This window comes from Amycolatopsis kentuckyensis, from assembly GCF_002155975.1.
GTDB lineage: Bacteria > Actinomycetota > Actinomycetes > Mycobacteriales > Pseudonocardiaceae > Amycolatopsis > Amycolatopsis kentuckyensis.
Map to the genome: position 1 here is coordinate 1 of NZ_MUMI01000205.1, position 6,103 is coordinate 6,103.

A 6,103-nucleotide genomic window follows, 5' to 3' on the forward strand; every position below is an offset into this window, starting at 1 on the left:
GGAGGGCGGTCAGGGCGGCGTCGAGGTCGCGCAGCCGGCCGTGCCGCCGGACCGCGGCGTCGTGGGTGATCAGGTCGGCCGACGCCTGCAGCAGCTCCACCGTGCCCGCGGTCAGGTCCGCGCGCAGCCGGGCCGTCTCGCGCTGCGCCCGCCGAGCGGCCAGGGCCGCGACGAGCGGTGCCAAGACGCCTGCGACGGCCAGGCCGAGCGCCGCGGCGAGACCGGCGCCCGGCAGGACGAGGCCGAGGGTGACGGCGGTCGCCGTGAGGACCAGGAACGTCGAGACACCCGGGACCAGCCCGCGGACCAGGACGTCCTGTTGGCTGTCCACATCGGACACGAGTCGGTGCAGGAGGTCGCCCCGGCGCAGCCGCGTCGTGCCCGCCGGGCCGATCCGGACCAGCTGTGCCCAGACTCGCACCCGCAGCTCGGCCAGTGCGCGCAGGGCGACGTCGTGGGACAGCAGCCGCTCGACGTAGCGGAACAAACCCTTCGCCAGGCCGAACGTCCGCACCGCGACGATCGCCACCATCAGGCTCAGCACCGGCGGGTGCAGGGCCGCGCTCGCGATCAGCCAGGACGACGTCGCCGTGAGGGCCACTCCGCAGCCCAGCGCGGCCGTCGCGGCCAGGCAGGCCAGGGCCAGCCGGAGCCGGTGGGGCCGGATCGCCGCGCGCAACGGGCGCCACCTCGGGACGTCCACAGTGGACTCGGTGGCGGTCGGTGCGGCCGCCGGCCGGGAGATGGGCCGTGGCGACACCGCGGCCGGCGGCGCGGGAAGGACGACCGGCTCACCCAGGGAGATGACCCGGTCGCAGCGGGCCAGCACCGCCGGGTGGTGGCTGACGATGACGGCGGTCCGCCCGGCGAGCACCTTCGGCAGCCGCTCGAGGATGGCCGACTCGGTTTCCGCGTCGACGCCCTCGGTCGGCTCGTCCAGGAGGATCAACGGCCGGTCCAGCAGCACCGCCCTGGCCAGCGCGACGCGGCGGCGCTGCCCGGTCGACAGCCTCGCGCCCAGCTCGCCGACCACAGTGGACAGCGGGACGTCGAGGGCCGCGGTGTCGGCCGCGGCGAGCACGGCGTCGTCGGTGGCGTCGGGGGAGCCGAGGCGGATGTTCTCGGCCACGGTTCCGGCGACCAGGTGCGGCTGCTGTGGGACCCAGGCCAGGTGCCGGTGCCAGGTCGCGCGGCCGATCTCGGTCAGGTCCGTGTCGCCGACGACGATCCGGCCGCTGTCGGGCCGCCGCCAGCCGAGGAGGAGATCGAGCAGCGTCGACTTGCCCGCGCCGCTCGGGCCGGTCAAGCCGACGACCTCGCCGGGCGGCAGGCGCAGGCTGAACCCGTCGAGAATCGGTCCGGACCGGCCTTCCACGGTGACGTCTTCGCAGCGCAGCGCCACGCGGGTGAGGTCGGGAACGACGCGGGTGCCGGTGTCGCCGGTGGGCGTGTCGGCGAGGGCGATGATCTCTTCGGCGGCGGCGAGGCCTTCGGCGCTGTCGTGGAAGCGGGCGCCGACCGCCCGCAGCGGCAGGTAGACCTCCGGGGCGAGGATCAGCACGACCAGCGCGGTCTGCAGGTCGAGTTCCCCGGCCAGCAGGCGCAGCCCGATCGACACGGCCACCAGGGCGACCGACAGCGTGGCCAGCAGTTCGAGGGCGAGCGCGGACAGGAACGCCACTCGCAGGGTCCGCATGGTGTGCGTGCGGTACTGCCCGGTGATCTCCCGCAACGACCGGATCTGCGCCCGTGCCCGGCCGAACGCGGTCAGCTCGGCGAGCCCGGCGACGAGGTCGAGGAAGTGGTTGCCCAGCACGGAAAGCGTCTGCCATTGCCGCTGGACGTCGCGTTGGGTGTAGAGCCCGATGAGGATCATGAAGACCGGGATGAGCGGCACGGTGAGGCCGACGATCACCGCGGCGGCCCAGTCGGCGAGCAGGATCCGCACCCCGACGACCAGCGGCACGACCGCGGCGATCAGCAACTGCGGCAGGTACCGCGCGAAGTAGCCTTCCAGCCGGTCGACGCCGTGGGTGGCCAGCGACGCGACTTCGGCGGGGGAGCGTTCGGCCCGGCGCGGCCCGATGCGCAGCGCGGCCGCGATCACGGTCTCCCGCAGCTGGGACAGTGCCCGGGCAGCGGCGCGGTGCGCGGTCGTCTCCGACACCCACGCGATTGCTGACCGGGCGAGCACCACCAGCACGAGCAGGCCGAGCGGGACCTGCAGGTTCCGGAGCGCGAAGCCGTCGAGGAAGGTCCACGTGATGGTCTTGGCCAGCAGTTCGGCTTGGGCGAGTACCAGCATCGCGGTGAGCGCACCGAGGGCGGCGCTGGCGAGGATGAACGGTCGGACCGCGCTCGCGTGGCGCAGCAGGCGCGGGTCGAGGGGCTTCACCGGCCGGCCACGGGCAGGCCGCCGCCGGCGGGGATGGAGGCGCGGCTGATCCGCTTGCGGAACACCCAGTAGGTCCAGGCCTGGTAGGCGAGCACGATCGGGGTGAACGCGACGGCGACCCAGGTCATGATCTGCAGCGTGTAGGGCGTCGAGGACGCGTTGGTGGTGGTGAGGCTGAACGCGGGGTCGGTGGTCGAGGGCAGGACGTTCGGGTAGAGCGACCAGAACAGCGTGAAGGTGACGGCGATGATCGCGCCGGCGGTGCTCGCGAAGGCGAACCCGTCCCGCCCGCCGGTGGCGAACAGCACCGCGGCGACGAGCAGGGCCGCGGCGAGCGCCGACGACAGCCACGCCCAACCGCCGTGTTCGATCGCGGTGTAGGTGAGGAAGACGCCGCCGAACACGATCGCCGTGCCGCCGAGTGCGCGGGCCAGTGTCCGGGCCCGGTCGCGCAGCGCGTCGGTCGTCTTCAAGGTGAGGAACACCGCGCCGTGGAAGGTGAAGAGGCTGAGCGTGGCCAGGCCGCCGAGCAGGGCGTAGGGGTTGAGCAGGGTGAAGAACGTGCCGGTGAAGTGGTGCTGGGCGTCGAGGGGGACGCCGTGGACGATGTTGCCGAACGCGACGCCCCACAGCAGGGCGGGCGCGGCGGAGCCGAAGACGATGACCCAGTCCCAGGTGGTGCGCCAGCGGGGGCTGTCGAGCTTGCCGCGGAACTCGAACGCGACGCCGCGCAGGATGAGCGCGACCAGGACGAGCAGCAGGGCGAGGTAGAAGCCGGAGAAGAGGCTGGAGTACCAGAGGGGGAAGGCGGCGAAGGTGGCGCCGCCGGCGACGAGCAGCCAGACTTCGTTGCCGTCCCAGACCGGGCCGATCGTGTTGATCAGCACGCGGCGGTCGGTGTCGTCGTGGCCGAGGATCCGCAGCAGGGTGCCGACGCCGAAGTCGAAGCCTTCGAGGACGAAGTAGCCGGTCCAGAGGACCGCGATGAGCAGGAACCAGATGTGGGTGAGAGCCATGGCGGTGCTCCGTCAGTAAGCGAAGGCCGCGGGGCGCGGCTCGTCGGTCTCGGTCTCAGGTGCTTCGGGTGGTGGGGGACCGGCCTTGGCGTAGCGGACCATCAGGACGCCGTCGACGACCGCGAGGACGCCGTAGAGCAGGGTGAACACGATCAACGAGGTCAGCACGCTGCTCGCCGGGACGGTGGGCGACACCGAGTCGGCGGTCTTGAGGACGCCGAACACCGACCACGGTTGGCGGCCCATCTCGGTGAAGATCCAGCCGACGCTGTTGGCCAGGAACGGCAGGGCGATTCCGGCGGTGGCGGCGGCGAAGAACCAGCGGGTGCGCGGGGTGCGGCCGCGGCGCAACAGCCAGAGCCCGGCCAGGGAGATCAGCAGGCAGAGGAAGCCGAAGCCGATCATCAGGCGGAACGTCCAGTAGGCGACCGGGATGTCGGGCCGGTACTCGCCGGGCCCGTATTGCCGTCGTTCGGCGGCCTGCAGGTCGTTGATGCCCTCGACCTGGCCGTCGAAGCGGCCGGTGGCCATGAAGGACAGGACGCCGGGGACGCGGATGCTGAACTTCTCCTGCGAGCCGTCGAGCGAGCCGATGGTGAACAGCGAGAACGACGCGGGCGCCACGGTGTCGTAGAGCGCTTCTGCGGCGGCCATCTTCATCGGCTGCTGCTCGGTCATCAGCCGCGCCTGCAAGTCACCGGTGACGATGACGCCGAGGCTGGCGATCAGCACGGTGACCAGGGCGAGCTTCATCGACGGCCGGAACACGTCCGCCGAGCGGTTCTTGCGCAGCTGCCAGGCGCTGATCCCGACGACGAACATGCCGGCGGTGAGGAAGCACGCGGTGATGGTGTGCGCGAAGGCGCCGACGGCGGTGGAGTTGGTGAGCACGGCGCCGAAGTCCTTGAGTTCCGCGCGGCCGGTCGCGGGGTTCACGACCGAGCCGACCGGGTGCTGCATCCAGGAGTTGGCGGCGAGGATGAAGTACGCCGAGAGGACGGTGCCGATCGAGGCGAGCCAGATGGTGGCGAGGTGGAGTTTCTTGGGCAGCTTGTCCCAGCCGAAGATCCACAGGCCGAGGAACGTCGACTCGAGGAAGAACGCGAGGAGGCCTTCGATGGCCAGCGGCGCGCCGAAGATGTCACCGACGAAGGTGCTGTAGTCCGACCAGTTCATCCCGAACTGGAACTCCTGCACGATGCCGGTCGCCACGCCCATGGCGAAGTTGATGAGGAACAGCTTCCCCCAGAACTTCGTCATCCGGCGGTAGCGGTCGTTGCCGGTCCGCACCCAGGCCGTCTGCATCCCGGCGACCAGGAAGGACAGCCCGATGGTCAGCGGGACGAAGATGAAGTGGTAGACGGTGGTGATCCCGAACTGCCATCGGGCGAGGTCCAGGGCGCTCATCGAAGGTCTCCTGCTCGTTCGCGGTTACCCGGCGAGCATCCGGTGCGGAGGGCGTCCGGGTTTAGGGTCCTTGGTCACTTCCCGGACGGTCCCGGGTCCCTGCCGCCGGTGACCTCGTGGTCGTACGCTGGAGCCCGTCGAACCGTTTCGGAGGAGGTCGGAGATGCTCCGCGTGTTTCTGGTCGACGACCACGAGGTCGTCCGCCGTGGCGTCGCCGATCTGCTGGACGAGGACGAGAACCTCACCGTGGTCGGCCAGGCCGGCAGCGTGTCGCAGGCGCTGGCCCGGATCCCGGCGCTGAACCCGGACGTGGCGGTGCTGGACGTCCGCCTGCCGGACGGCAACGGCATCGAGCTGGCTCGCGAGCTGCGGTCCAAGCTGCCCGGGCTCAAGTGCCTGATGCTCACCTCCTTCACCGACGAGCAGGCGATGCTCGACGCGGTGCTGGCCGGGGCGAGCGGGTTCGTCATCAAGGACATCAAGGGCATGGACCTGGTCTCGGCCGTGCAGGACGTCGGCGCGGGCAAGTCGCTGCTCGACGCGCACGCGGCCGCGGCGCTCATGGCCAAGCTGCGCGAAGGCCAGGCCAAGAAGGGACCCCTCGCGGACCTGTCGGACCAGGAGCGGAAACTGCTGGAGCTGATCGGGGAGGGGCTGACCAACCGGCAGATCTCCGAGCGCATGTTCCTGGCGGAGAAGACGGTCAAGAACTACGTCTCCCGGCTGCTGACCAAGCTCGGCATGGAACGCCGCACCCAGGCGGCCGTCCTGGCCACCGAGCTGCGCAACCAGGGCGGCTGAGCCCGCTCAGGCGCCAAGCTTCGACGGCTCGATCAGGACGTCCGCCAGCGACCGCCGCGGCGTCCACGGCACCGGTGCGCCGCGGCCCAGGCGCAGCACGATCTGCGGCCACAGGCCCCCGCCGAGCAGCCGGCGCAGCTCCGCCCGGATCGCCGGCACCTCGACCGGCTGGGAGATGAACGACGCGTCGAGCCCGGCCACCGTCGCCGTCAGCAGGACCCGCTGCATCGCCTGTCCCGCCCGGAGCCGGTCGGCCCTCGTGTCGTCGAAGGAGCCGATGACCACGACCAGGGGCTCGGAGTCGTCGGGCCGGCCGCGATCGCGGGAGCCGAAGTCGCGCAGCACCCAGCCGCCGTTGTTCGAGGGCATCGACCCGGCCGCGTACTCGGGGACACCGTCGCGGCTGTCCGGACCGCGGCCGGTCCACTGTCGCCACTCGGCCAGGAAAGCCGGGTCCGTGAGCTGGTCCACAAAGGGCACGCC

General features: G+C 71.5%; 5 protein-coding genes. 1 reads left to right on the forward strand and 4 read right to left on the reverse strand.

The window, feature by feature from the left end:
* From cydD to CCN39_RS20540, 3 genes are all read right to left on the reverse strand, one after another.
* Positions 1-2,395, reverse strand: a 2,395-nt coding sequence (gene cydD, locus CCN39_RS20530; RefSeq protein ID WP_086844325.1) for a thiol reductant ABC exporter subunit CydD, incomplete at its 3' end; no start/stop codon positions are given.
* Positions 2,392-3,411 (reverse strand): cytochrome d ubiquinol oxidase subunit II, encoded by a 1,020-nt coding sequence (gene cydB, locus CCN39_RS20535; RefSeq protein ID WP_086844327.1) that lies wholly within the window; start codon positions 3,409-3,411, stop codon positions 2,392-2,394. The genes cydD and cydB, both read right to left, overlap by 4 nt.
* 12 nt (positions 3,412-3,423) lie before the next feature.
* Positions 3,424-4,818 carry a cytochrome ubiquinol oxidase subunit I gene (locus tag CCN39_RS20540; protein WP_086844329.1) on the reverse strand — a complete coding sequence of 465 codons (1,395 nt, stop codon included), beginning with the start codon at positions 4,816-4,818 and terminating at the stop codon, positions 3,424-3,426.
* A 163-nt stretch (positions 4,819-4,981) separates the two neighbouring features.
* Between CCN39_RS20540 and CCN39_RS20545 the strand changes: the two genes are divergently transcribed.
* On the forward strand, positions 4,982-5,620 hold the full coding sequence (locus tag CCN39_RS20545) for a response regulator transcription factor (RefSeq protein WP_086844331.1): 639 nt from the start codon (positions 4,982-4,984) through the stop codon (positions 5,618-5,620).
* A gap of 6 nt (positions 5,621-5,626) precedes the next feature.
* Here the strand turns inward: CCN39_RS20545 and CCN39_RS20550 are convergent.
* A partial coding sequence (locus CCN39_RS20550) for a nitroreductase family protein (protein WP_208630279.1) occupies positions 5,627-6,103 on the reverse strand: 477 nt, incomplete at its 5' end.

Excerpts from the sequence above, each read along its gene's own strand:
- CCN39_RS20540 (WP_086844329.1), bottom strand. The coding sequence starts at position 4,818 with ATGAGCGCCCTGGACCTCGCCCGATGGCAGTTCGGGATCACCACCGTC.
- cydB (WP_086844327.1), bottom strand. The coding sequence starts at position 3,411 with ATGGCTCTCACCCACATCTGGTTCCTGCTCATCGCGGTCCTCTGGACC.
- CCN39_RS20545 (WP_086844331.1), top strand. The coding sequence starts at position 4,982 with ATGCTCCGCGTGTTTCTGGTCGACGACCACGAGGTCGTCCGCCGTGGC.